At 55.0% G+C, this 26,187-nt stretch carries 12 protein-coding genes, 2 tRNA genes, 3 rRNA genes and 1 pseudogene; 14 read left to right on the plus strand and 4 right to left on the minus strand.

The genetic code is table 11. The features are described 5' to 3' along the window. The first annotated feature begins 455 nt into the window (after positions 1–455). The 11 genes from PSH64_RS03550 to PSH64_RS03600 all read left to right on the plus strand — a co-directional run bounded on the left by PSH64_RS03550 (position 456) and on the right by PSH64_RS03600 (position 17,525). Positions 456–1,992, plus strand: a 16S ribosomal RNA gene (locus tag PSH64_RS03550). 123 nt (positions 1,993–2,115) lie between these two features. Next, positions 2,116–2,192, plus strand: a tRNA-Ile gene (locus PSH64_RS03555). A 9-nt stretch (positions 2,193–2,201) separates the two neighbouring features. After that, positions 2,202–2,277 (plus strand) — tRNA-Ala (locus PSH64_RS03560). 230 nt (positions 2,278–2,507) lie between these two features. Further along, positions 2,508–5,398, plus strand: a 23S ribosomal RNA gene (locus tag PSH64_RS03565). A gap of 142 nt (positions 5,399–5,540) precedes the next feature. After that, a 5S ribosomal RNA gene (rrf, locus tag PSH64_RS03570) occupies positions 5,541–5,656 on the plus strand. Together the 16S, 23S and 5S rRNA genes with 2 tRNA genes alongside form the textbook arrangement of a ribosomal RNA operon. 156 nt (positions 5,657–5,812) lie before the next feature. Continuing rightward, positions 5,813–9,265 (plus strand): exodeoxyribonuclease V subunit gamma, encoded by a 3,453-nt coding sequence (gene recC, locus PSH64_RS03575; RefSeq protein ID WP_305479927.1) that lies wholly within the window; start codon positions 5,813–5,815, stop codon positions 9,263–9,265. After that, positions 9,262–12,951, plus strand: coding sequence for an exodeoxyribonuclease V subunit beta (recB, locus tag PSH64_RS03580; protein ID WP_305479929.1), 3,690 nt, complete (start codon positions 9,262–9,264; stop codon positions 12,949–12,951). The genes recC and recB overlap by 4 nt, the downstream gene beginning before the upstream one ends. Then, the gene (gene recD, locus PSH64_RS03585; RefSeq protein ID WP_305479931.1) at positions 12,948–15,056 is read left to right on the plus strand and encodes an exodeoxyribonuclease V subunit alpha; all 2,109 of its coding nucleotides are present in this window, start codon (positions 12,948–12,950) and stop codon (positions 15,054–15,056) included. Before recB ends, recD begins: the two co-directional genes overlap by 4 nt. A gap of 119 nt (positions 15,057–15,175) precedes the next feature. Further along, on the plus strand, positions 15,176–15,751 hold the full coding sequence (locus PSH64_RS03590) for a YfiR family protein (protein ID WP_305479933.1): 576 nt from the start codon (positions 15,176–15,178) through the stop codon (positions 15,749–15,751). Continuing rightward, positions 15,748–17,016, plus strand: coding sequence for a diguanylate cyclase domain-containing protein (locus PSH64_RS03595; RefSeq protein ID WP_105339962.1), 1,269 nt, complete (start codon positions 15,748–15,750; stop codon positions 17,014–17,016). Before PSH64_RS03590 ends, PSH64_RS03595 begins: the two co-directional genes overlap by 4 nt. A 5-nt stretch (positions 17,017–17,021) precedes the next feature. Beyond that, entirely contained in the window at positions 17,022–17,525 is a 504-nt protein-coding gene (locus PSH64_RS03600) for an OmpA family protein (protein ID WP_105339963.1), read from the plus strand. Here the strand turns inward: PSH64_RS03600 and PSH64_RS03605 are convergent. Then, positions 17,522–17,656: pseudogene (locus PSH64_RS03605) on the minus strand (LysR family transcriptional regulator); the annotation flags it as partial. The gene PSH64_RS03600 and the pseudogene PSH64_RS03605 sit on opposite strands and share 4 nt — an antisense overlap. A gap of 47 nt (positions 17,657–17,703) precedes the next feature. Here PSH64_RS03605 and PSH64_RS03610 point away from each other — a divergent pair. Further along, the gene (locus PSH64_RS03610; protein ID WP_305479936.1) at positions 17,704–19,182 is read left to right on the plus strand and encodes a tyrosine-type recombinase/integrase; all 1,479 of its coding nucleotides are present in this window, start codon (positions 17,704–17,706) and stop codon (positions 19,180–19,182) included. A 300-nt stretch (positions 19,183–19,482) separates the two neighbouring features. Here PSH64_RS03610 and PSH64_RS03615 read toward each other — a convergent pair whose 3' ends face one another. Beyond that, on the minus strand, positions 19,483–21,711 hold the full coding sequence (locus PSH64_RS03615; protein WP_305479938.1) for a hypothetical protein: 2,229 nt from the start codon (positions 21,709–21,711) through the stop codon (positions 19,483–19,485). Positions 21,712–22,118: 407 nt separating this feature from the next. On the opposite strand from PSH64_RS03615, the gene PSH64_RS03620 reads away from it, so the two are divergent. Together PSH64_RS03620 and PSH64_RS03625 are read left to right on the plus strand one after the other, a co-directional pair. Next, on the plus strand, positions 22,119–22,649 hold the full coding sequence (locus tag PSH64_RS03620) for a hypothetical protein (RefSeq protein ID WP_305479940.1): 531 nt from the start codon (positions 22,119–22,121) through the stop codon (positions 22,647–22,649). Positions 22,650–23,006: 357 nt separating this feature from the next. Beyond that, positions 23,007–23,558, plus strand: a complete 552-nt coding sequence (locus PSH64_RS03625) for a Rha family transcriptional regulator (RefSeq protein ID WP_305479941.1) — start codon at positions 23,007–23,009, stop codon at positions 23,556–23,558. A 382-nt stretch (positions 23,559–23,940) separates the two neighbouring features. On the opposite strand, the gene PSH64_RS03630 is transcribed toward PSH64_RS03625, so the two are convergent. Continuing rightward, positions 23,941–24,675: a toll/interleukin-1 receptor domain-containing protein gene (locus PSH64_RS03630; RefSeq protein WP_305479943.1), complete on the minus strand. Its 735-nt coding sequence runs from the start codon at positions 24,673–24,675 to the stop codon at positions 23,941–23,943. Between the two features lie 472 nt (positions 24,676–25,147). Beyond that, positions 25,148–26,095 (minus strand): LysR family transcriptional regulator, encoded by a 948-nt coding sequence (locus tag PSH64_RS03635; RefSeq protein ID WP_305479944.1) that lies wholly within the window; start codon positions 26,093–26,095, stop codon positions 25,148–25,150. Between the last annotated feature and the right edge of the window lie 92 nt (positions 26,096–26,187).

Consider the following 26,187-nt stretch of genomic DNA (forward strand, 5'->3'; position numbering starts at 1 on the left):
ACGCAGTTTTCGGCAGCGGTTGCGCTTCAGTTCATCGAGGCCGGAAGGAGTTGGTAAGGCAGTGTGTTGTCGCCTTATTGACGGTTCGATCTTCTCGGTCGAAAGCGGAGTAAAAGAGGTGTTGACAGCAGCGACTAACGCTGTAGAATTCGCCTCCCGCTAACGAGAGATCGGAAGCGCAAGTGGTTGAAGTTGCAAAGGAAACTTTGAAAACTTCGAAAAATAACCGCTTGACAGTAACAGAGGCTGCTGTAGAATGCGCGCCTCGGTTGAGACGAAAGCTCTTAACCAACCGCTCTTTAACAACTGAATCAAGCAATTCGTGTGGGTGCTTGTGGAGTCAGGCTGATAGTCAACAAGATTATCAGCATCACAAGTTACTCCGCGAGAAATCAAAGATGTAACCAACGATTGCTGAGCCAAGTTTAGGGTTTCTTAAAAACCCAAAGATGTTTGAACTGAAGAGTTTGATCATGGCTCAGATTGAACGCTGGCGGCAGGCCTAACACATGCAAGTCGAGCGGCAGCACGGGTACTTGTACCTGGTGGCGAGCGGCGGACGGGTGAGTAATGCCTAGGAATCTGCCTGGTAGTGGGGGATAACGCTCGGAAACGGACGCTAATACCGCATACGTCCTACGGGAGAAAGCAGGGGACCTTCGGGCCTTGCGCTATCAGATGAGCCTAGGTCGGATTAGCTAGTTGGTGAGGTAATGGCTCACCAAGGCGACGATCCGTAACTGGTCTGAGAGGATGATCAGTCACACTGGAACTGAGACACGGTCCAGACTCCTACGGGAGGCAGCAGTGGGGAATATTGGACAATGGGCGAAAGCCTGATCCAGCCATGCCGCGTGTGTGAAGAAGGTCTTCGGATTGTAAAGCACTTTAAGTTGGGAGGAAGGGCAGTTACCTAATACGTAATTGTTTTGACGTTACCGACAGAATAAGCACCGGCTAACTCTGTGCCAGCAGCCGCGGTAATACAGAGGGTGCAAGCGTTAATCGGAATTACTGGGCGTAAAGCGCGCGTAGGTGGTTCGTTAAGTTGGATGTGAAATCCCCGGGCTCAACCTGGGAACTGCATTCAAAACTGTCGAGCTAGAGTATGGTAGAGGGTGGTGGAATTTCCTGTGTAGCGGTGAAATGCGTAGATATAGGAAGGAACACCAGTGGCGAAGGCGACCACCTGGACTGATACTGACACTGAGGTGCGAAAGCGTGGGGAGCAAACAGGATTAGATACCCTGGTAGTCCACGCCGTAAACGATGTCAACTAGCCGTTGGGAGCCTTGAGCTCTTAGTGGCGCAGCTAACGCATTAAGTTGACCGCCTGGGGAGTACGGCCGCAAGGTTAAAACTCAAATGAATTGACGGGGGCCCGCACAAGCGGTGGAGCATGTGGTTTAATTCGAAGCAACGCGAAGAACCTTACCAGGCCTTGACATCCAATGAACTTTCCAGAGATGGATTGGTGCCTTCGGGAACATTGAGACAGGTGCTGCATGGCTGTCGTCAGCTCGTGTCGTGAGATGTTGGGTTAAGTCCCGTAACGAGCGCAACCCTTGTCCTTAGTTACCAGCACGTAATGGTGGGCACTCTAAGGAGACTGCCGGTGACAAACCGGAGGAAGGTGGGGATGACGTCAAGTCATCATGGCCCTTACGGCCTGGGCTACACACGTGCTACAATGGTCGGTACAGAGGGTTGCCAAGCCGCGAGGTGGAGCTAATCCCACAAAACCGATCGTAGTCCGGATCGCAGTCTGCAACTCGACTGCGTGAAGTCGGAATCGCTAGTAATCGCGAATCAGAATGTCGCGGTGAATACGTTCCCGGGCCTTGTACACACCGCCCGTCACACCATGGGAGTGGGTTGCACCAGAAGTAGCTAGTCTAACCTTCGGGGGACGGTTACCACGGTGTGATTCATGACTGGGGTGAAGTCGTAACAAGGTAGCCGTAGGGGAACTGCGGCTGGATCACCTCCTTAATCGACGACATCAGCTGCTCCATAAGTTCCCACACGAATTGCTTGATTCATTGAAGAAGACGATAGAAGCAGCTTTAAGCTCCAAGCTGATAGCTCAATGCTAACAGTTACGCGCTCGAAATTGGGTCTGTAGCTCAGTTGGTTAGAGCGCACCCCTGATAAGGGTGAGGTCGGCAGTTCGAATCTGCCCAGACCCACCAATTTTGTATGGGGCCATAGCTCAGCTGGGAGAGCGCCTGCCTTGCACGCAGGAGGTCAACGGTTCGATCCCGTTTGGCTCCACCATTAACTGCTTCGAAACGTTTGAGAGTTTAGAAATGAATATTCCGTTGTGAATATTGATTTCTAGTCTTTTGATTAGATCGTTCTTTAAAAATTTGGGTATGTGATAGAAAGATAGACTGAACGTTACTTTCACTGGTAACGGATCAGGCTAAGGTAAAATTTGTGAGTTTAATCGCGAATTTTCGGCGAATGTCGTCTTCACAGTATAACCAGATTGCTTGGGGTTATATGGTCAAGTGAAGAAGCGCATACGGTGGATGCCTTGGCAGTCAGAGGCGATGAAAGACGTGGTAGCCTGCGAAAAGCTTCGGGGAGTCGGCAAACAGACTTTGATCCGGAGATGTCTGAATGGGGGAACCCAGCCATCATAAGATGGTTATCTTAAGCTGAATACATAGGCTTAAGAGGCGAACCAGGGGAACTGAAACATCTAAGTACCCTGAGGAAAAGAAATCAACCGAGATTCCCTTAGTAGTGGCGAGCGAACGGGGACTAGCCCTTAAGTTGATTTGAGATTAGCGGAACGCTCTGGAAAGTGCGGCCATAGTGGGTGATAGCCCTGTACGCGAAAATCTCTTATCATGAAATCGAGTAGGACGGAGCACGAGAAACTTTGTCTGAATATGGGGGGACCATCCTCCAAGGCTAAATACTACTGACTGACCGATAGTGAACTAGTACCGTGAGGGAAAGGCGAAAAGAACCCCGGAGAGGGGAGTGAAATAGATCCTGAAACCGTATGCGTACAAGCAGTGGGAGCCCACTTTGTTGGGTGACTGCGTACCTTTTGTATAATGGGTCAGCGACTTATTTTCAGTGGCGAGCTTAACCGAATAGGGGAGGCGTAGCGAAAGCGAGTCTTAATAGGGCGTCTAGTCGCTGGGAATAGACCCGAAACCGGGCGATCTATCCATGGGCAGGTTGAAGGTTAGGTAACACTGACTGGAGGACCGAACCGACTACCGTTGAAAAGTTAGCGGATGACCTGTGGATCGGAGTGAAAGGCTAATCAAGCTCGGAGATAGCTGGTTCTCCTCGAAAGCTATTTAGGTAGCGCCTCATGTATCACTGTAGGGGGTAGAGCACTGTTTCGGCTAGGGGGTCATCCCGACTTACCAAACCGATGCAAACTCCGAATACCTACAAGTGCCGAGCATGGGAGACACACGGCGGGTGCTAACGTCCGTCGTGAAAAGGGAAACAACCCAGACCGTCAGCTAAGGTCCCAAAGTTATGGTTAAGTGGGAAACGATGTGGGAAGGCTTAGACAGCTAGGAGGTTGGCTTAGAAGCAGCCACCCTTTAAAGAAAGCGTAATAGCTCACTAGTCGAGTCGGCCTGCGCGGAAGATGTAACGGGGCTCAAACCATACACCGAAGCTACGGGTATCACTTAGGTGATGCGGTAGAGGAGCGTTCTGTAAGCCTGTGAAGGTGAGTTGAGAAGCTTGCTGGAGGTATCAGAAGTGCGAATGCTGACATGAGTAACGACAATGGGTGTGAAAAACACCCACGCCGAAAGACCAAGGTTTCCTGCGCAACGTTAATCGACGCAGGGTTAGTCGGTCCCTAAGGCGAGGCTGAAAAGCGTAGTCGATGGAAAACAGGTTAATATTCCTGTACTTCTGGTTATTGCGATGGAGGGACGGAGAAGGCTAGGCCAGCTTGGCGTTGGTTGTCCAAGTTTAAGGTGGTAGGCTGGAATCTTAGGTAAATCCGGGATTCTAAGGCCGAGAGCTGATGACGAGTGTTCTTTTAGAACACGAAGTGGTTGATGCCATGCTTCCAAGAAAAGCTTCTAAGCTTCAGGTAACCAGGAACCGTACCCCAAACCGACACAGGTGGTTGGGTAGAGAATACCAAGGCGCTTGAGAGAACTCGGGTGAAGGAACTAGGCAAAATGGCACCGTAACTTCGGGAGAAGGTGCGCCGGTGAGGGTGAAGCATTTACTGCGTAAGCCCACGCCGGTCGAAGATACCAGGCCGCTGCGACTGTTTATTAAAAACACAGCACTCTGCAAACACGAAAGTGGACGTATAGGGTGTGACGCCTGCCCGGTGCCGGAAGGTTAATTGATGGGGTTAGCTAACGCGAAGCTCTTGATCGAAGCCCCGGTAAACGGCGGCCGTAACTATAACGGTCCTAAGGTAGCGAAATTCCTTGTCGGGTAAGTTCCGACCTGCACGAATGGCGTAACGATGGCGGCGCTGTCTCCACCCGAGACTCAGTGAAATTGAAATCGCTGTGAAGATGCAGTGTATCCGCGGCTAGACGGAAAGACCCCGTGAACCTTTACTATAGCTTTGCACTGGACTTTGAATTTGCTTGTGTAGGATAGGTGGGAGGCTTTGAAGCGTGGACGCCAGTTCGCGTGGAGCCATCCTTGAAATACCACCCTGGCAACTTTGAGGTTCTAACTCAGGTCCGTTATCCGGATCGAGGACAGTGTATGGTGGGTAGTTTGACTGGGGCGGTCTCCTCCTAAAGAGTAACGGAGGAGTACGAAGGTGCGCTCAGACCGGTCGGAAATCGGTCGTAGAGTATAAAGGCAAAAGCGCGCTTGACTGCGAGACAGACACGTCGAGCAGGTACGAAAGTAGGTCTTAGTGATCCGGTGGTTCTGTATGGAAGGGCCATCGCTCAACGGATAAAAGGTACTCCGGGGATAACAGGCTGATACCGCCCAAGAGTTCATATCGACGGCGGTGTTTGGCACCTCGATGTCGGCTCATCACATCCTGGGGCTGAAGCCGGTCCCAAGGGTATGGCTGTTCGCCATTTAAAGTGGTACGCGAGCTGGGTTTAGAACGTCGTGAGACAGTTCGGTCCCTATCTGCCGTGGACGTTTGAGATTTGAGAGGGGCTGCTCCTAGTACGAGAGGACCGGAGTGGACGAACCTCTGGTGTTCCGGTTGTCACGCCAGTGGCATTGCCGGGTAGCTATGTTCGGAATAGATAACCGCTGAAAGCATCTAAGCGGGAAACTAGCCTCAAGATGAGATCTCACTGGGACCTTGAGTCCCCTGAAGGGCCGTCGAAGACTACGACGTTGATAGGTTGGGTGTGTAAGCGCTGTGAGGCGTTGAGCTAACCAATACTAATTGCCCGTGAGGCTTGACCATATAACACCCAAGCAATTTGCGCTTAAAGAGCCAGATTGCGGTGTGTGAAGACGCAATGAACCGAAAGTTCGAGAAGCAAACACACAAACTATCGCATACCCAATTTGCTGAAGCGTCGAAAGACGGTTCGGTACCCGAATTTCTTGACGACCATAGAGCATTGGAACCACCTGATCCCATCCCGAACTCAGCAGTGAAACGATGCATCGCCGATGGTAGTGTGGGGTTTCCCCATGTGAGAGTAGGTCATCGTCAAGATTAAATTCCGAAACCCCTATCTGCGTATGCAGGTAGGGGTTTTGTTTTGTCCGCAGGAAAGTTCGTACGGCATCATCGGACCGTTCCAGGCTGTCACGGTCTGCTGACAGTGCTAAGGTTCGGCCCTAGCTTTTGTATTTTTCCAAGGAAGCCTTTATGCCGGACGCTACGTCCCTCAGTGCTGGTTTTATGGTGGTTCACGGCAACCGCCTGGACGAGCTACGCAGCCTGGTGGTCAGTTGGATGCGGCGCTACCCGCTGGCCCCTTTGGAAAATGAAATCGCCTTGGTACAGAGCAACGGCATCGCCCAATGGCTGAAGCTGGCACTGGCCGAAGACCCTGAAGATGATGACATGGGCGGCTGCGGAATCGCCGCAGCCATCGATGTGCAGTTGCCAGGCAGCTTCATGTGGCAGCTCTATCGCATGGTGCTGGGACGTGACGAAATCCCGGCCAAGTCCCTGCTCGATAAAGCCCCGCTGACCTGGCGCCTGATGCGTCTACTGCCACAGTTGATCAACCAACCGCACTTTGAACCCCTGCAGCGCTTCCTTACGAATGACACCGACTTACGTAAACGCTATCAATTGGCGGAGCGACTGGCGGATCTGTTCGACCAATATCAGGTGTACAGGGCAGACTGGCTCGAAGACTGGGCCGAAGGCCGTCACCAATTACGAAATGGCAGAGGCGAAGCCAAAGCCCTGACCCCGGCTAACTGCTGGCAAGCGGAACTGTGGCGTGCGTTGTTGCTGGATGTCGGCGAGCAAGGCATGGCGCAAAGCCGCGCGGGTGTCCACCAACGCTTTATCGAGCGTATCAATGGTCTCGATATAGCACCCAATGGATTGCCTTCACGGGTGATCGTTTTCGGGATTTCTTCACTCCCGGCTCAAGCCCTGGAAGCACTTGCCGGGTTGGCTCGATTCAGTCAGGTCTTGCTGTGCGTACACAACCCATGTCGTCACCATTGGGCGGACATCGTCGCCGATAAGGACTTGTTGCGACATCAGTACAAGCGTCAGGCGCGCAAGCGCGGAATGCCGGTTGTGCTTGATCCGCAAACGCTCCATCAGCATGCCCACCCGCTATTGGCGGCGTGGGGCAAGCAGGGGCGGGACTACATCAATCTGCTCGACAGTTACGACGACCCCAACAGCTATCGCTCGGCGTTTCGCGATGGGCGCATCGACCTTTTCAGCGATAGCCAGCCACTGAACATGCTCAATCAGTTGCAGGACGACATCCTGGAATTGCGCCCCCTGAACGAAACTCGCGAGCGTTGGCCAGCTGTCGATCTGGATAACGACGAATCGATCCGTTTTCACATCGCCCATAGTGCCCAGCGGGAAGTGGAGATCCTTCACGATCAGTTGTTGGCACGATTCAGTGCTGATCCGGAGCTAAGGCCGCGCGACGTGATTGTGATGGTTCCGGACATCGACAGTTATGCGCCTCATATCCGTGCTGTATTTGGTCAGCTTGATCGCCATGACTCTCGTTTCATTCCCTTCACACTCGCGGATCAAGGCCAGCGCGGGAGGGATCCGCTACTGATCGCAGTCGAGCATCTGCTCAAGCTGCCCGACAGTCGCTTCCCCGTCAGCGAAATTCTCGATCTGCTGGACGTTCCGGCATTACGCGCTCGGTTTGGCGTAGAGGAACGTGACCTGCCGACCCTGCACCGCTGGATCGAAGGCGCAGGGATCCGTTGGGGGATGAATGCCGAGCAGCGTGCGGGTCTGGGCCTGCCGGAAGAACTGGAGCAAAACAGTTGGCGTTTCGGCCTGCGACGGATGTTGCTGGGTTATGCCGTGGGCAGCGCCAGTGCCTGCGAGGGTATCGAACCCTATGACGAGATTGGTGGGCTGGATGCCGCGCTCATAGGTCCTTTGGTCGCACTGCTGGATGCGCTGGAGATTGCTCATCAGGAGCTCACCCAGCCTGCGCCGCCCAAACTCTGGGGTATCCGTTTGCAAGCACTGGTGCAGTTATTCTTCCAGGCCAGTAATGAGCATGACGACTATTTGTTGGCCCAACTCGAAGAGCTGCGTGAGACCTGGCTTGAGACCTGCGAGTCGGTAGGGTTGCAGGACGAATTACCGCTGACTGTAGTCCGTGAAGCCTGGCTGGCTGGCCTCGACCAAGGTCGCTTGTCCCAGCGCTTTCTCGCCGGTGCAGTCAACTTCTGTACCTTGATGCCCATGCGAGCGATCCCGTTCAAGCTGGTTTGCCTGCTGGGCATGAATGACGGTGATTACCCTCGCGCGCAGCCGCCGCTGGACTTCGACCTGATGGGCAGCGACTACCGGCCCGGTGATCGTTCCCGGCGCGAAGATGACCGCTATCTGTTGCTGGAAGCATTGTTGTCGGCACGGGACCAACTCTATATCAGCTGGGTCGGCCGCAGTATCCGGGACAATAGTGAGCGCCCGGCTTCGGTATTGATAGGACAGCTACGTGATCATCTCGCCAGCGGTTGGCGATTGCACAATGACGATGATGATCTACTTGAGTCCATGACTCAGGAACATCCTCTGCAACCCTTCAGTGCACGCTACTTTCATGAAGGCGATGATTTGTTCAGCTACGCCAGCGAGTGGCAGTTACTTCATCAAGCCAGGGATCTGACGACCGATACCGAGGTTCTCGAACCCTACGTTCAGGATGAACCGTTGAGCCTGGGTCAGCTGCAGGACTTTCTGCGCAACCCGGTGCGTCACTTTTTCAGTCAGCGGCTCAAAGTGTTCTTCGAGGCTGCCGAAGTGCCTTTGGCGGATGAAGAGCCATTTGTGCTCGACGCGCTGCAACGCTACAGCCTCAGCGACAGCTTGCTCGAAGCCGCGCTGGGGCAACTGGGTCAAACCGATCAGGCACTGGAGGAGCAGGCCAAACGCCTGCAGAACAGCGGGCTCCTGCCCATGGCCGGTTTTGGTGAATGCCTTCAGCGAGAGTTGATCGAGCCGCTGCCGGATCTGCTGCAGCGCTATCAGCAACTCCTGGCGTTATGGCCGACCCCGCTCACCAGCGCGTTGCCGGTGAACCTGGAACTGCACGGGCTACGCCTGGAGGGCTGGCTCGGTGGCCTGCATCAACGGGCGGACGGTGGTTTGCTGTCGGTCACCACAATCCCCAATAGCATCGGTTCGGTCAAAACCCGCAAATGGCATCGCCTGACACGGCCATGGGTCAACCATCTGATTGCGTGCGCCAGTGGCATGACGATGACCACTGCATTGGTAGCCAGCGACGACAGTTTGCTGCTCGGCCCGATGGAGGGGGCGGCAGCCTCCCGGGTTCTGGGTGACCTGTTGTTGGCCTGGCAAGCAGGCATGCGCCAGCCGCTGCCGATCGCAGTGAAAACGGCCTTCGCCTGGCTCGCTCAAACCGACCCTGCCAAAGCCGATGCCGCTGCCCGCAAGGCCTATGAAGGCGATGGTCAGACCACGGATGGCGAGCGTCGCGAAAGCCCGGCACTCGCTCGGCAATTCGCCGACTACGATGCCCTGATTGCCGACGAGACCTTTCCCGATTGGTGCGATGCTTTGTACCGGCCGCTGCTTGAAGCCTCGTGGCGTTCATTGAGCAGCGAGGAGGCGCGCCCGTGACCACGAAAACACCGCTGGCCCTGGCGTTCCCCCTGCGTGGCAGCCAACTGATCGAAGCCAGCGCCGGGACCGGCAAGACCTTCACCATTTCTGCACTGTATTTGCGTCTGGTCCTTGGACACGGTGACGAGTCGAGTGGCTTTGGCCGCGAGTTGCTGCCGCCGCAAATCCTCGTGGTGACCTTCACCGACGCCGCGACCAAAGAACTGCGCGAACGTATTCGCACACGGCTGGCTGAAGCTGCGCGGTTTTTCCGCGATGAAACACCGGCACCGGATGGCCTCATTGCCGAATTGCGCGAGCAGTACCTCCCCGAACAGTGGTCCGGCTGTGCAAACCGCCTGGACATCGCCGCCCAATGGATGGACGAAGCGGCGGTATCGACCATTCACAGTTGGTGCCAGCGCATGTTGCGCGAACATGCGTTCGACAGTGGCAGCCTGTTCACCCAGACCCTGGAAACCGATCACAGTGATTTGCTCGGCGAAGTCCTGCGCGATTACTGGCGACTGTTCTGCTACCCGATGCAAGGCGATGCGCTGAACTGGGTTCGCGGCAACTGGGGTGGCCCGGCGGCGTTGTTGCCGCGAGTGCGTGGATTGTTCGCCAGCGAACGTGACAACGTCGAAGGTAAAGAACCTGCCCAATTGATCGCCGAGTGCTTGCAGGAACGACGGGCCGCTTTGCTCGAGCTCAAGATGCCCTGGCGCCAATGGGCCGATGAGTTGCTTGCCATCTGTCACCAGGGCGTCGCGAGCAAGAGCGTCGATGGTCGCAAGATGCAGGCGCGCTACTTCGAACCGTGGTTCGAAAAGCTCCGGGCCTGGGCCGAAGACGAATCTCTCGAACAGCTGGACATTGGTACCGGCTTCACTCGCCTGACGCCCGATGGCATGGCTGAAGCATGGAAGGGGGAAGCCCCTCGGCACCCTGGTCTCGATGCGATGCCCGCTCTCAAGGCCAGCCTTGATGGCTTGCCAACCCCCGATGCCGCCGTGCTGCAACATGCCGCCCACTGGGTCGGTGCTCGGTTCGAGGAAGAGAAGCGTCGCCGCGCGGAAATGGGTTTCGACGACATGCTGCTGCGCCTTGATGCGGCTTTGCAGTCCGATGGCGGTGAACGCCTGGCAACCCTGATCCGCGAGCAGTTCCCGGTCGCGTTGATCGATGAATTCCAGGACACCGACCCGGTGCAGTACCGCATCTTCGAGAGCATTTATCGCATCGAAGACAACAATCCCGAATCCGGCCTGTTCCTGATCGGCGACCCGAAGCAGGCGATCTATGCCTTCCGCGGCGCCGATATCTATACCTATTTGCGCGCGCGGCAAGCCACCACTGGCCGCCTGCATACACTGGGGACAAATTTCCGCTCCAGTCATGGCATGGTCAACGCGGTGAACCATGTGTTCGAGCGCGCCGAATCCCGTGAGCTGGGGCGCGGAGCATTCCTGTTTCGTGAGAAGAATGGCGAGAATCCGGTACCGTTTCTGCCCGTCGAATCCCAGGGGCGCAAAGAAGTCCTGCATGTTGATGGTCAGGTTGTACCTGCCCTGAACATCTGGCATTTGTCCTCTGATCAGCCGCTGTCCGGCGTGGCGTATCGACAACAATTGGCTGCCGCCTGCGCCAGTGAAATCACCGCGCTGCTCAACGGCGGCCAGCAAGGTCGTGCGGGTTTCATCCAGGACGGTAAGGATTTCAGAGGTCTGCTGCCGGCGGATATCGCGATTCTGGTGCGCGACGGCAAAGAGGCCCAGGCCGTGCGTGGCGAACTTTCCGCCCGTGGCGTGCGCAGTGTTTACCTGTCAGACAAGGACTCGGTATTCGCCGCACAGGAAGCCCATGACCTGCTGACCTGGCTCAAGGCCTGTGCCGAGCCGGATGTCGAGCGTCCCCTGCGTGCCGCGCTGGCCTGTATCACCCTGAATCTTTCACTGGCGGAACTGGAGCGACTGAATCAGGACGAACTGGCCTGGGAAGCACGGGTCATGCAGTTCCGTGGTTATCGCGAGTTATGGCGTAAGCAGGGTGTGTTGCCAATGCTGCGGCGGTTGCTGCACGACTTCCAGCTACCCCAGGCGTTGATTGCGCGTAGCGATGGTGAACGGGTGCTGACCAATCTGTTGCACCTGTCCGAGTTGCTGCAGCAGGCTGCCGCTGAACTCGATGGCGAACAAGCGCTGATCCGTCATTTGTCCGAGCATCTGGCGTTGTCCGGTCAGGCTGGCGAAGAACAGATCCTGCGCCTGGAAAGCGACGAGCAGCTGGTCAAGGTCGTGACCATCCACAAATCCAAAGGGCTTGAGTATCCCTTGGTGTTTCTGCCGTTCATCTGCTCGGCAAAACCGGTGGATGGCAGTCGTCTGCCGCTGCATTACCACGACGCCGCGGGCAAGGCACAAGTGAGCTTGAGGCCGACGGCCGAGTTGATTGCCCAAGCCGACGATGAACGTTTGGCCGAAGACCTTCGCTTGCTTTATGTCGCCCTGACCCGGGCACAACATGCTTGCTGGCTCGGTGTGACTGACCTCAAGCGCGGCAATAACAATGGATCGGTCTTGCACCTTTCTGCGTTGGGTTATCTGCTGGGTGGTGGTGCGCCATTGGCCGAGTCGGCTGGGTTGCGTCGTTGGCTGCAAGACCTGCAGCAAGACTGTGCGGCGCTGAGCTACAGTGAATTGCCTGACGCGACCGCCGAGCATTACCACCCGCCACGCAATGAAGCGACCTTGCTTGCCCCACTGATACCCAGGCGCAAGGCCAGCGAAAACTGGTGGATCGCCTCTTACAGCGCCTTGCGTATCGGTGACATTTTGAGCGTGGGCAGCGACGAAGCCCCGGAGAGCCCGCAAGCACAAAAGCTTTTTGACGACGAGCGCCTTGATCCCGAAGCACCACGAGAAATGGTCGCTGGCGGCGCAGATATCCATCGTTTTCCTCGTGGTCCGAACCCCGGCACTTTTCTCCATGGATTGCTCGAATGGGCCGGTGACGAAGGTTTTGCCGCTGCACCACAAACCGTGGAAGACGCCATCGCCCGTCGCTGCAACCGCCGTGGCTGGGAAGGCTGGATCACCACGCTGAGGGGCTGGCTGCAGCACTTGCTCAAATCCCCGCTGCACATCGGTGGTGGGCAGGCGCCGGTAGTATTCGAGCGACTGACTCAGTATCGGGTCGAAATGGAGTTCTGGTTCGCCAGTCACAAAGTCGATGTGCTCAAACTCGATGATCTGGTACGTCAATACACCCACAACGGCGTGGCCCGGGTGGCCGCTGAACCGGTGCTGCTCAATGGCATGTTCAAAGGCTTCATCGACCTGACGTTCGAGCATGACGGCCGATACTACGTCGCCGACTACAAATCCAACTGGCTGGGCGTCGATGATGCCGCCTATACCGAGCAAGCCATGGAGCAGTCGATTCTCGATAACCGCTACGACCTGCAATATGTGCTGTATCTGCTCGCCCTGCATCGCCAGCTAAAGGCCCGGCTTGCCGATTACGATTACGACCGACATGTCGGAGGGGCGTTGTACCTGTTCCTTCGCGGTACTCGCGCGGCCAGCCAGGGTGTGTATTTTGCCCGTCCGCCTCGGGAGCTGATCGAACGCCTGGACCGGTTGTTCCAGGGCAAGCCAGAGCCCAAGGCCGAGCCCGCCTGGGAACAGGGAGTGTTGCTATGAGTCGCACGTTTGCCGATCTGCTGCCCACGCCGTTGGCGGCCGAAAGCCTGGCTCAACTGGCCCCGTTGAGTCGCGCAGATGACTTGTTGCTGTTGCTCACGCGCTGGGTTGAGCGCGGCTGGCTGCGGGCGCTGGACAAGGCCTTCGTCGCCTTTCTCCACGAACTCGCACCCGACGATGATCCACTGGTACTGCTGGCCGCCGCGTTGACCAGTCACCAGTTGGGCCATGGCCATGTCTGCCTGGATCTGTTCGAAACGCTGAAAGAGCCGGACTTCGCCCTGTCGCTGCCGCCGGAAGGTGATCTGCAAAGTGGCGCAATGTTACTGCCATCGCAGTTGCTCGAGGCGTTGGACGGTGCCCATTGGTGCAAGGTCCTGGCGTCCAGCCGTCTGGTGGCTCTGGCCGTCGATGGGCGTGAGGCCGCGCAACACCGGCCGTTGGTACTGTCGGGCAAGCGCCTGTACCTGCGTCGCTATTGGGCTTACGAACGGCGCATCGACCATGCCCTGCGTCAGCGCTTGGCGGCGCGCGAAGCAACGCCTAGTGATTTGCCTCAACGCCTGACCGGGCTGTTCGGTCCAGCCAGGCTTGATGACGTGATCGACTGGCAGAAGCTTGCGTGTGCCCTGGCTACCCGAAGTGCATTCAGCATCGTCACCGGCGGCCCGGGAACCGGCAAGACCACTACGGTCGTGCGCTTGCTCGCATTACTCCAGGCACCCGCGGTGGAGGCCGGAAAACCACTGCGCATTCGTCTCGCGGCCCCCACCGGCAAAGCTGCCGCACGGTTGACCGAGTCCATCAGCCAGCAGGTTCAAACCCTGAAAGTGGCTGAAACAGTGCGCGAAAAGATCCCGTCGGATGTGACCACCGTGCACCGTTTGCTCGGCAGTCGCCCCGGCACCCGGCATTTCCGTCACCACGCCGGTAATCGCTTGCCGCTGGATGTATTGGTGGTGGATGAAGCCTCGATGATCGACCTGGAGATGATGGCCAATCTGCTCGACGCGTTGCCGGCCCATGCCCGTCTGGTGCTGCTTGGTGACAAGGATCAACTGGCGTCGGTAGAAGCCGGTGCTGTCCTGGGCGATCTGTGTCGTGATGCCGAAGCGGGTTGGTACAGCCCGCAGACCCGCCAGTGGCTGGAGGCGGTCAGCGATGAAAATCTCAGTGCCAGCGGTTTGCGGGAAGACACCCACGGCGAGCATCCCTTGGCCCAGCAAGTCGTGATGCTGCGCCACTCGCGGCGTTTCGGCGAGGGCAGTGGCATTGGTCAGTTGGCCCGTTGGGTCAACCGGCAGCATCCTGAAGACGCACGCAAATTATTGGCGGCTGGAAGCCATGGCGACATATTTTCCCTGCCCCTCAAGGGTGAACAGGACCGGGCGCTGGAGCGCTTGCTGCTTGAAGGCCATGGCGGGGGGCCGCAAGGGTATCGGCATTACCTGAGTCTTTTGCGCAGTCAGCGGCCACCGCTCGACCGCCCGCTGGACCATCCGTGCTGGGCCGATTGGGCTCGCGTGGTGTTGCAGGCCTTTGACGCCTTCCAGCTATTGTGTGCCGTACGCAAAGGGCCTTGGGGCGTGGAAGGCTTGAATCAGCGCGTGACCGATGCGCTGCTCAAGGCTCGGCTGATCGACAGCGACCATCAGTGGTACGAAGGTCGGCCCGTGTTGATGACCCGCAATGACTATGGCCTGGGTTTGATGAACGGTGACATTGGCATTGCCCTCAAGCTGCCGGAGCGTGACGGTCTCGAGGCCGGACGACAAGTGCTGCGTGTGGCCTTTCCGCGCAACGATGGGCAGGGCGGTGTGCGTTTTGTCCTGCCGAGCCGACTCAACGATGTCGAAACCGTATACGCCATGACCGTACACAAATCCCAGGGTTCGGAGTTTGCCCATACGGCGCTGATTCTGCCGGATGCCCTGAACCCTGTGCTCACCAAGGAACTGATCTATACCGGGATTACCCGGGCCAAAGACTGGTTCACCCTGATTGAGCCTCGCGCCGGTGTGTTCGAAGAGGCCGTGCAGCGCAAGGTCAAGCGCTTGAGCGGGTTGATGCTGGAACTGGAAGAGGGTGTCGCGCCGAGTCACTGAGTGGGTCGGTGCCAGACGCTGGAATCTGTCCGAAGTGCCGTGGTGCGCCGCCTCGCTGGTGTTTCAGTGCTGTGCTATCGTTGCGGCATCATTTTGTTGCGATCGTAGAGAGTCCCTGCATGAAGTTGGCTGTCTGGGCGACAGAGCGCGTCGTTGGCTGCAAACAAGTGCTGCTTGCCGGCCTCCTCTGTTTGTTGACGGGCGTTGCCTGTGCCGAGCCGGAAACTGTCGTGAGCAAGGCCGACCAGCGTGCCAGATCGGTCACTCAGGTGGTGCTCGGGATACTCAGTTATGCCCGGTGGCCTGTTGAGCCCCAACAACTGCGTCTATGCGTGGTCGGTCCCACCGAGTACACCGACGACCTGGTCAAAGGCACCACCCAAGCCACTGGCCGGCCTGTCGTCGTGCAACGGCTCTTGGCCGACAACCCGGCGATTGCCGGTGAGTGCGATGCGGTGTACATCGGCAAGCTGACCAGCGATGAGCGTGATCGGCTATTTGCCTCGTTGACCGGTCGTCCGGTGTTGAGCATCAGCGAAGGCGGCGATCAGTGCACTGTAGGCAGTCTGTTCTGCCTGCGGGTCGGCGATGAACAAGTGGCCTTCGAGGTCAACCTCGATTCGGTCGCCCGCAGCGGTGTGCGCATTCATCCCAGTGTGCTGCAGCTGTCGCGCCGCAAGCCGGCGGCACCATGAGTCTATTCAAATCTCGCATACGTCCGACCCTGGGGTCGATTATTGGCCGTGGACATTTGATCGTCGCCCTGGTGGGTGTGGCCATGGCCAGTGTTTCGTTGACCTTGCTGGGTGTTCTGGCCTTGCGGGTTTATGCCGATCACAACCTGCATCTGATCGCCCGATCGATCAACTACACCGTGGAAGCTGCGGTGGTGTTCAACGACAAGGCCGCAGCCACTGAAGCGCTGGCCTTGATCGCGTCCACCGAAGAAGTGGCTGATGCACAGGTGATGGATGAACAAGGCGAGTTGCTTGCACGTTGGCAACGACCGGAAACAGGGTTGCTCTCCGATCTTGAAATGCAGATCGCCCGGACCATTCTGGAAAAGCCCATCAGCATGCCGATCGTCCATCAAGGTCAGGAAGTCGGCAGCATTCTGCTTATCGGTCACGGCGGCAGCCTGATGCGCTTCTTGCTCAGCGGACTGATGGGGATCGTTTTGTGTACCGCTGTCAGTGCCTGGGTTGCGCTTCATCTGGCGCGTCGGCAGTTGCGAGGAATCATCGGCCCGTTGCGCAGCCTGGCTGCCGTGGCTCACGCTGCCCGCAGCGAGCGTGCCTTCGACCAGCGCGTACCGCCCGCTGATATCGCCGAACTCGACAACCTGGGCAACGACTTCAATGCCTTGCTTGATGAACTCGAGTCCTGGCAGACCCATCTGCAAAGTGAAAACGAAACCCTGGCGCACCAGGCCAGCCATGACAGCCTTACCGGGTTGCCGAACCGGGCATTTTTCGAAGGCCGCCTGATGCGTGCGTTGCGCAATGCCGGCAAATTGGATGAGGGAGTGGCCGTACTGTTTCTCGACAGCGACCGGTTCAAGGAGATCAACGACAATTTTGGTCATGCTGCCGGTGATGCGGTGCTGATCGCCGTGGCGACCCGGGTTCGTGCGCAATTGCGTGAAGAGGATCTGGTTGCGCGTCTGGGGGGCGACGAGTTTGCCGTGCTGTTGACGCCGCTGCACAAAATAGAAGACGCCGAACGGATTGCCGACAAGATCATTGCCAGTATGGACGCGCCAATCCCGTTGCCGGGCGGTACCCAGGTGTTGACTTCACTCAGCATCGGCATCGCCGTGTACCCTGATCATGGGCTTACGCCGGGTGCGCTGCTCGATGCTGCAGATGCCGCGATGTATCAGGCCAAACGCCTTTCCCGAGGCGCTCACCACACGGCAGGGTCGGAGCACTCTGTCGTCCATCTTCAAACCAGGAGCTAATTTTTGTGTTCACATTCACTCAGCGTTCTCTGCGATTTTTTACGATTACCTTATTCATGACCTTGCTGGCATTGACCGGTTGCCAGACGACACCGCAGAAAGGACTGACCCCGGCGCAGATCGCTGTGCTCAAGCAGCAAGGTTTCGAGATGACGGATGAGGGCTGGGCCTTCGGCCTGTCCGGCAAAGTGCTGTTCGGCAGTGATGTCGAACACCTCAACCCCGCCAGTACCCAGATCGTCGAACGCATTGGCAAGGCGTTGTTGGGGGTGGGAATCGAGCGGGTGAGGATTGACGGCCATACCGATGCCTCGGGCAAGGAATCCTATAACGAACAACTTTCCCTGCGTCGCGCGAAAAGCGTTGAAACGGTATTGGCCGCTGTCGGTATAAAAGAAGAAAACATCCAGTTGCGCGGCCTGGGCAGCAGCAAGCCCGTCGCCTCTAACGACACCGTGGACGGGCGCACCGAGAATCGCCGAGTGTCGATCGTGGTGAGCGCGGATTAATCGGCGAACAACATCTCCCGACTGTCCCCCATCAACAGCCCTTGGTTCTGCTCGGTGACGGCACGGATGTAGTCCCACAACAACGTGATCCGCTTGAGCTTGCGCAAATCCTCCCGGCAGTACATCCAGAACTACAGGACGTAAGGGTTCCACCCAATGATTACGGGACCCTAACGCCATGATGACCATTTCCACGCTCTGTCCTGTTACAAGTGCTGTCACAAACCCTGCTGTCTCCCTCAAGCCATCCACAAGGCTCGCTAAGCCCTATCACTACAGGCGCAACGGCATCTACTATCTGCGCCTCAGAGAGACAGGCAGCACCACGCAAGCTACCTCAGTTTCACTCAAGACCACTGACAGAAAGGCCGCTATGGACGCTTCACGACGACTTGCCGAGACCATCAAGGCTTTCCACTTGGACCACCCTCAGGCGACTTGGCTTGAGTTGCGGGAGCATCTGTTGTGGGTCGCTGAGAGTCTGTTGTCGACTGCCCATGATGTTCACTCGTTACGTGACTGGGGCGACCTCTACGAAGACGTTTGGACAAACCTTTCTGAGATTGCTGCAACGATGCCACTCAGCGTCGATCAGCATGAACACGTAGCGAGAGCGAGGGAGGTGATGTCTGCTGCTCAGGTGCGCCTACAGGGCGACTCTGTGCCATTGGTGACCATCATCCGGGACCTTGAGGGCGATCAATCGAAACCCGGAGAGAGCTTCCCTGTGTCTCTATCTGTATTAGCTCCAATGACCTTTGAGATTCTCTCGGGGCTCTACTTGGCGGACCGCGCTCAGGACCAGAAGGCATCGACCCTTAAGGAAACTAAGGTGTGCCACGGGACACTCTCTGCTCAGTTGGGAGACCTTGATCTACGGAATCACTCAAGGGCTGACCTTGTGGCTCTTCGAGATCGCCTCTCCGAAGGCCGGATGCCCTCAACGGTCAACAAGCTGCTCGTGAAGCTCTCTGCGGTACTCGCTTGGTCTGTAGAGAACGGTCATCTGCTAAAGACTTATGACAAGAAGCTGAAGCTCACGAAGGGCCTCGAATCGACCCGTAAGGCGTTCTCTCAGGCTCAAGTGGTCAAGGTGATGGAGTATGCGAGCAACCTCCCAGAGACCTCATGGAAGCGCTGGCTGCTCAGTCTTGGGGTCATCACTGGCGGGCGCCTTAACGAAATCTCTCAGCTAACCACAAGCGATGTTCAGACCCTTGAATCAGGTATCACCGTAATCCACATCAACGAGGTTGGTGAAGGTAAGTCCATCAAGAACAAGCGCAGTGAGCGACTGGTGCCGTTGACTGATGGTGCCTATGGGTTCGACCTCGCAGCGTTCTTGCGGTACGTCGAGTTGTGCAGACTCAACGGATCCGAATCGTTGGCTCAGATCGGTTACAAGACCGCTGGCGAGTGGGCTAACCAGCAGGCAATCCCAGCGGCCCTTGGGGAGTCCTTCGGGCCTGGCTTGGTGTTCCATTCGTTGCGTCACTCGTTGGCGTCGTTGATGCAGGCTAAAGGCGTCCCTACGACTCATGCTCAGGCTGTGATGGGGCATGCATCAGGAACGATTACGTTTGATACTTACGGCTCGGGCGTTCCCGTTGAGACCATTGCTGAGATGCTTTCCGGAGTCTTTCGGGAAGTTAGCTGACGCTTTCAGGACTCGTGCGCTGGACACCAAGGCTACCGTCCTTATGCAAAGATCAGCTCAGTTTTCGCGCTCCTACGTGAAATCTGAGTATCTCTCAGAGGGGGGTGGCCTCAGAAATTCAAGGGGAACCTGATTTTAGATCCCCTTGACTCCGCAGCTCCGTCTAACACATGAAGCACTACCAAATCTTCTGAGGTGTATCAGTAATAGAGTCGGACGCCCTCTGCGAGCATCCGGAATTCCTGTCTTCAAGGCCCTTAGGACGGGACTCGTACCTCAGCAGCAGGCTTTATTGCATTGTCAGCCGATGTTGTCAGAGTACTTTTTATACTGGTCATGTTTAAGTTTGTTGGCTCGCTCACTAATAATCATGCTGATCCTCTCAGGAGGTCGATCACCCCACTCTTCAGTGTCGCCCATTAACTGATGCATGGTCGCTGAGGGTAGATGTCTGCCAAGTTGTAAGCCTGCGGTAGTTGGCAATAGATCAGAAAATAATCTTCTGACATTTTCAGCGTTAGCAGCCAAGGAAACAAAGTTTAGTATGAACTCAGGTCGCATGATGTAGGGGGCCCCTCCTTGAGACTCGACAAGAGCCTTCGAGAAATTCAGTACATGAGTTTCCTTTGTAAGCCACCACGTCCTGTAGCCAAATCCGTCATAGATACCGGCTTCTTCGTTTTTTCTCCTTTGCGCATATGTGGCATATGCCATCAAAGCATCGTTATATGAAAGGTCTTCATGCTTAGACGGTCTTGCTTCTTCGAGCTTGGCCGCAAGCTCCTTTACTTTCTCATCGTTCACGGATGCCTTGAGTTCCTCTGTTGAGAGAAATTTCATGCTGAATTTTTGAAGCAGAAAGCCCTTGAGATCCTGTCGAGCACTTTCAGAGCGATTTCGAAGTGCTGAGTGTGTGACGACTTGTTCTATAAATTGAGTCCAGGTTTTAGGGCCTTTAGCAGCTTTGCGAGAATGAAAGTATGCTCGGATCATAATTCGGTCACTATCAACCGTCATATCTTTTTGTAGGTACTTTTCTTGTTCCGCATAGTGATTTCTGAATTCTAAGTCAGTGGCGTGTAAGTGAGTGAAAACTTCATCCAGTACTGGTTCGGTTAAAGTCAGCTCTGACCCCAGTTGTTTGCATACCTCAAGTATTCTGGTGACCTGCTTGTTTGCGTCCTCTACGTACCTCTCAGAGATTGCTTTAACAATCAAATCAGTTCCGATGAGCAGTCGGAAGTTTCCTCCCATCTTGTTAAAGTACTCCAGAAGCCTCGGTGCAGACTGCATGGTAACCAATAGGCAGGAAGTCTTAGAGAGGTAAGCCATGTATTCTCTTTCCTCCGTTGAAGGATGGTAGAATATCCCTCGAAGAGAATTAAGACAGGCTCCAAACATTTCTGGGGTGAGGGATTTTCCGTGGTCAATTTCGGAAAGCACTCTCACCATAATATCTTCTACCACTTGGTCAGAGATATGTATTGTCTCAAGTTTTCCTTCCAGAAAAGCCGCGAGTAGTAGGCCCTGATCGATGAAGTAGCGATGCACGGTTTGAAACACAAGTGTGTTGCAAGCAACTTTTTGTATTGCCTTCTCTATATCACCGATTTCCCCGACCAATCTTGCGGTGATCGAGTGTCGAAATGTGGTCTGCCGCGCCAGAGCTGCGCTTGCCTCAGTGGCCAATATTGTTCGCATCTCGTAGGGCAATGAAAAACTGTCAGTAGCTTTATAGTATCTGAGACGCTCCACTCCGCCTGCTTCTTTGGTCATGAGGACCGTCAGGCGCTTATTGAGATTTGGAAGTAATACGGTTTTTGCTTGCGGGAATAATTCTGATATTGAAGTGTGTATTGACGAGCGATTTACCAAGATTTTGGTATCTGGATCGGTATCTCTGAGAGACCAATAAATCAATGCGTCCAAAACCTGTTCGTTTAAATGGTTCTTTACATGCTTGCTTTTTAGTTCGTAATTTAGATATACATAAACCGTAGGGTCCGTTGCATACTCATTTACGGCGGTTAGGTTGCTGCTTGCTGCTCGTGACAATGCAGATATTTCAGAAGTGAAGAACTCATAAAACATACTGTTGTACTTTTCGTCAGTATTAACGTAGCCCTTGATTTTTTCATAGTCTCTGAATTGAACCATGATGCCATGCTTTTCAATAATTTCTTGTACAATGATGTCTGACTTTGGTAAGGCAATGCTGGTGACGTAAATTATTTGAAGAGGGGTGCGTCCACTGGTTTGTAACGCTTTTATCGTCTCATTAACCTTTGCTTTGACACCCGCTTCAGCAGTAATTGTAAACTGTACGAAGGTATTTGGTTTGCCGGTAATTTCCTGTATGTAGCTGGAAAGTGCCCCATCCGCCCCACCGTCATGTATTCCGCCCATAGGAATAAAGCTTTCCTTAAAGACGAGGGCAAATAGCTGTTTCGCAAATACTTCAAAGCGAACGCCAGAAATTTTTCCCATCAAATAAGAAAACAAATCATCCGGTACAATTTTTATGGACATGGGGTGGGGACTTCCTTGATTGGGTGGCGGCGTCACGGTTCTTCTTCGCTAAGGTAATCCAACACCGATTCCATGGTTTTGTCAACGCGGATAATGCCGAAAGCATCTAAACGTGATTGAAGCCTGTTCGGTTAAAACCATTTGTTGCGGGCAGCAGCTTAGAATCGGCTCGACACCACGTTGATTTACGTAAAGATTAGCTCCTGTCGGTGAAATTTCCATCGGGTACACCGTGGAATTAAAAACCCTCACTATGGTTACCAGTAACACGAGCCTCTAATAAAGTTCAGTTGATGGTTGCGCAAGCGAAATGCAGCCTTTCACGAGTATGCCTGTAAAGATATTAAATCCCCTCACTATTACGGGACAGGCCCTCTGCTTGTTCATCTGAATAGGAGTCCTCATCATTGACCATAATTTCGAACCGTCTCAAAACCACCATCGACATTACAACTGAGCAAGAACTGACATTTGATACCCATACAGGTGAAGTCCTTGTGAGCCGAAAGGAGATCATAAAAAGACATAGAGTCACCACCGACGTGGGCAAGCAATGCAGACACCCAGTTGATGCTCGCAACTTCGAGGAACTCGCTGAGATCCTTTCCGTTCACGACCATTGGGCTGACAATCTGACCGTCGAGGCTGACAAGCTGCTGGACCTACTGGAGACAGGAAAAATCACTGCGGGCGCCGTCAGGTTGTTCCGGCAGATCCTACTTGGATTGGCTGGTCGGAATATCTGGTTTGGCAAGCTGGCCGACATCGGGACCAAGCGGGAGATTGGAGACTTGAGCCAAGCTGGCTTAATCCGTGTGATCCGACAAGGGAAGACACTTCCGACCAAAGTAACCGTTCATCCGTGGTACGGCTGGCGTGGCGATCTGGCCAGTCGTCAGTCCTACATTGGTGACTGGATCGGCGGCATCGTGGATTGAGGTCAAGGTTCCGAAACTGCTACCAACACATGGCTGGAGACCATATCCACCATGGGCTCTCGTATCCGCCTATATATATAAAAGACCAACTTGGAGGACCCATGAGGATGCCCGGTAAGAAGGAGGGGAGTGATGATTATCACCCTCCATCGAAAAGGGCATCTTGAAGGAACCCATCCGCTTCAACTCAACGAGCCTAAGTCTGGGCAGACTGACCCCTCTCGTCCGTCGCTGGGCAATTAATCGAGCAGAGTCTTTCTGATTGTTCCTTGTGCTACTCGCCAGAACCCTTGTCGTGGGTCTCTGTGCTGGTCGGTGGGAGTGAACTCAGGGAGCAATGAAAAGGAGTAACGACTAATGAAAGAAATGATCAACACTACCGCAGCCACCTTCGAGAAGATCAACAAGGCTGGAGTGATGACCCCAACGACCATCAACGGTTTGCCCGGTATGTCGTCCTTGGAGATCGCTGAGATCACTGGCAAGCGGCATGACCGTGTTCTGAAGGACGCCAGGAAGATGCTCGAAGAGTTGGGATTAATAGGAGTCGTCAAAACCGACGCGTCCTCCTTTGTCGAGACCAGCTACCAGAATAGTCAGAACAAAGCTCAGCCGATGGTTATCCTCGACAAGGAACTGACCTTTACGCTCATCACCGGCTACAGCGTCAAACTACGTCACCTGATCGTCAAACGCTGGCTTGAACTTGAAGGGGTAGGCTTTGAGCATGTGTCCGTTCAGGCCACTGTGGTCCATCTGATCGAACGTGAGAAGGACAATCGGCAAGCAGCCCTTCATGCCATCAAGAAGGCCATCAGGAAGGCTCCACGGTGTCCTCTGAGCCCTGCCGAAAAAGAGGTCCAGCGTTTGAGGCGACTGGCCTACAGGAACTCCCAAAGGGGTCTGTGAGGTCGTTCAAGCAAACATTCAATATGTTCTGGGGTTGTATAGGGTTAGGAGTGTAATTGCATTAACTTGACCGCCTAATTGAACTTCTCATGAACAAATGCCTGCAAAAGAGCGAGTGGCCGCACTCAACTGATTCTGTTGAAACAGTCGGCTGCGGCTTCCTGCTCAGAAAAGAGCGCCTCTGAGATTGAATCCGCAATACGCGCATAAGGATCAAGGTCTCAGATGTTACGTAGCAACCACAAAAATCACGTTTTCATCGCTCCATGTATTGCCCATTTGGCCGGGTCGACTTTTTCAACATAATCGATCAGTTGCTGTCATCCATAGTGCCTCGACCCCAAATAGCAAAAATAACGGATTGCGCCGAACTTGTTCTAATTCAAAGTTTATGGAATATGGCGTACTGCTTCCCTTTTGTCGTAAGGTACAGAAGCTTGCCCGCGCCTTGAGTTATAAGGCCGTCTTCTTTGGCTTGCTCGATCAGCACATCAAGCATCAATCTGGATATATTGATGTCAGCACGCAATTCGCTGTAACTCAGATAGTCTTCGTTTTGCCTTTCAAAGATACGTACCAAACTTTTCATGAGTTCGAGAATGGCATCACCTTGCCGCTCAGGTGGGTTGTTTAGTACAGGTATGAAGGGACTATTTCCTACCGGAGGTTTAACAAAGAGCGGTGTGCCATGAAGAGTCCGAATTAGCTCATCGAAGGAGAATTCGGTCTGATCGTCGCTCGAAAAGTCAATAAATAACTTTGACTTCAAGAACGTAGGGGTTTCATGAGTCCCAGCTTGACGAATTAAAGGTATCACCTTGTTAGAATCAATGGTCCTCATCAAATCCGCCGTAACAATCATCTTTTCATAACCGACCCCACCTGACCCCGAGTTGGCTTTCCCTACATAGCGTTCAGTGCAGATCATGAGCACTCGGTCGGAAGACGCAAGGTTTTGCTCCATGAAATGCGGAAGGTCGTCTCCTGGCTGTAACTCCCATTGGTCCAGTATTGCGTCTACACCAGAGTTACGTAGCCTTGTCGCAAATTCTAAGACCCACTGCTTATGTTCTTGCGAATCGTGCGAATAGGAGATGAATACTTTCGGAATGCTCATGGTTCTCTACGCTCAAAGCTCTTTGGTCACGGGCTGTCAATGCAGTCAAACTACCAGTGAGTAAAATTCCTTGTCATCGATTCGCTGGAGTTCACTTGTTGCCTAAAGCGAGGTTGGTGCGTGTGTACTCCGAGGCAGGCAAGGGCCAACGGCGAAATTACGTACTTACCAAAGATCTGTCCACTGCTTACTTCTGTTGGCTCTCTGGTGGTGGTCGTGTAGGCCGCCTTAGCGGGAATTTGATAGAAATTTCCGAGACATCACCTCATTGATTCATTACAGCGTAGGTTCCCCCGTATGCCCTTGCGCAGGTGCCCACACCGATGCCCGCATGGGGTCCTTAACGCGCCCATGTACGCCACTGTAAGAACCTTTTCGACTGTCACAAGTGCTGTATCAACCCCTGTCACAAACCGTTGCCAAGGGGCTGCTGACCTCGTTACGATGAGGCTCCCTTACTCCTTGTAGATTCTCAGTCTGCAAACCGAAGGACATGCGTTTCGCCCAACAATAACGGGCGGTTAAGCTCAGTGACGCTGCGGATGTAGTCCCACAACAAGGTAATCCGCTTGAGCTTGCGCAGGTCCTCCCGGCAGTACATCCAGAATTGCCGGGTGATGGTGATCTCTTGTGGTAACACCGGCAGCAGCCGGGGATCCTGAGCGGCCAGGAAGCACGGCAGGATTGCCAGTGATCGTCCCTGCTGCGCCGCCACGAACTGTGCGATCACACTGGTGCTGCGCAGATTGGCACTGGCACCGGGCAGCACATTCGCCAGGTACAACAGCTCCGAGCTGAACGCCAGGTCGTCCACATAACTGATGAATTGATGCTTGCCCAAGTCTGCCGGGCGGCGGATCGGTGGGTGTTTGTCCAGGTAATCCTGGGTCGCGTACAACTGCAATCGGTAGTCGCAGAGTTTGCAGCACACATAAGGGCCGTGTTCCGGCCGCTCCAGGGCGATGACAATGTCTGCCTCGCGCTTGGACAGGCTGATGAAGTGCGGCAGCGGCAGGATGTCCACCGAGATCGCCGGGTAGGCGTCGACGAAATGGCTCAGCTGCGGGGTGATGAAAAAGCTGCCGAACCCTTCTGTACAACCCATGCGCACATGCCCGGATAACGCCACCCCTGAGCCCGAAACCTGCTCGCAGGCCATGTGCAGGGTGCTTTCGATCGACTCGGCGTAACCCAGCAGCCGCTGGCCTTCAGCGGTCAGGACGAAACCGCTGGTGCGGGATTTCTCGAACAACAGCGTACCCAACGAGGCCTCCAGCGAACTGATGCGCCGCGACACGGTGGTGTAGTCCACCGCCAGGCGCTTGGCTGCGGTGCTGGCCTTGCGGGTGCGGGCTACCTCGAGGAAAAACTTGAGGTCATCCCAGTTCAACGAGCCTAAAGACGTGATGTTTTTTTGCATGATGGACCGGCTTTTATGTGCGTTCTTATTAGAAGTTTGCACATCTATACTCCAAAAACAGTCCGACAACCAATTCGCGACACACGCCTCAT

The sequence above is a fragment of the Pseudomonas sp. FP1742 genome, from assembly GCF_030687145.1.
GTDB lineage: Bacteria > Pseudomonadota > Gammaproteobacteria > Pseudomonadales > Pseudomonadaceae > Aquipseudomonas > Aquipseudomonas frederiksbergensis_D.

Coding starts and splice junctions, on each gene's coding strand:
- recC (WP_305479927.1), top strand. CDS start 5,813: ATGCCGGACGCTACGTCCCTCAGTGCTGGTTTTATGGTGGTTCACGGC.
- recD (WP_305479931.1), top strand. CDS start 12,948: ATGAGTCGCACGTTTGCCGATCTGCTGCCCACGCCGTTGGCGGCCGAA.
- PSH64_RS03590 (WP_305479933.1), top strand. CDS start 15,176: ATGAAGTTGGCTGTCTGGGCGACAGAGCGCGTCGTTGGCTGCAAACAA.
- PSH64_RS03595 (WP_105339962.1), top strand. CDS start 15,748: ATGAGTCTATTCAAATCTCGCATACGTCCGACCCTGGGGTCGATTATT.
- PSH64_RS03610 (WP_305479936.1), top strand. CDS start 17,704: ATGATGACCATTTCCACGCTCTGTCCTGTTACAAGTGCTGTCACAAAC.
- PSH64_RS03615 (WP_305479938.1), bottom strand. CDS start 21,711: ATGTCCATAAAAATTGTACCGGATGATTTGTTTTCTTATTTGATGGGA.
- PSH64_RS03625 (WP_305479941.1), top strand. CDS start 23,007: ATGAAAGAAATGATCAACACTACCGCAGCCACCTTCGAGAAGATCAAC.
- PSH64_RS03630 (WP_305479943.1), bottom strand. CDS start 24,675: ATGAGCATTCCGAAAGTATTCATCTCCTATTCGCACGATTCGCAAGAA.
- PSH64_RS03635 (WP_305479944.1), bottom strand. CDS start 26,095: ATGCAAAAAAACATCACGTCTTTAGGCTCGTTGAACTGGGATGACCTC.